Here is a 429-nt window from a genome sequence, read left to right as displayed (position 1 = left end):
ATCCTGTGCTCATATAGGGGCGGAGGTTTTCCTACTCATACTTACCAAATAAACGAGGTTGTCTTTTAGCCGATCTCTCATTCGGGAGCAACCGCCGCTGGGCTGGGCATGCGGGCTTGCCCGTATGCCCATGTCAAAGGGTCGGTGATCCGGCGATCGCCACATGTACAGCCGAAGATCACCGACCGCCTTTGACCTAAAAAAGCCGGCCGAAGGCCGACATATTCGGCGAAGCCGCCCGGACCCGGCCCGGAGGGACGGGCACGTAACCAATGAGGGCGGCGGCATTACTGTGCTTGGTGAGGACTCCACCAGCAGAACCGTGCAACGAAGGCAGCATGAAACACGGCGACTTTTCCACTTGCTGCACCGAGTGCGGCTGCGATCTTTTGTGAGACAGCGGCACGTCTTCACGGCGCTCTCGACAGG

General features: G+C 59.0%; 1 protein-coding gene. It reads right to left on the bottom strand.

The window, feature by feature from the left end; all coding sequences use genetic code 11:
• Positions 1 to 196: 196 nt before the first annotated feature.
• On the bottom strand, positions 197 to 429 hold a 233-nt coding region (locus AB4Z23_RS28640; protein WP_441361329.1), incomplete at its 5' end, for a hypothetical protein.

This window comes from Agrobacterium sp. MCAB5 (assembly GCF_052114365.1).
Classification (GTDB): Bacteria; Pseudomonadota; Alphaproteobacteria; order Rhizobiales; family Rhizobiaceae; genus Agrobacterium; species Agrobacterium tumefaciens.
Note: the sequence above shows the minus strand (reverse complement) of the source record. Positions and strands in the feature narration are given on the sequence as shown.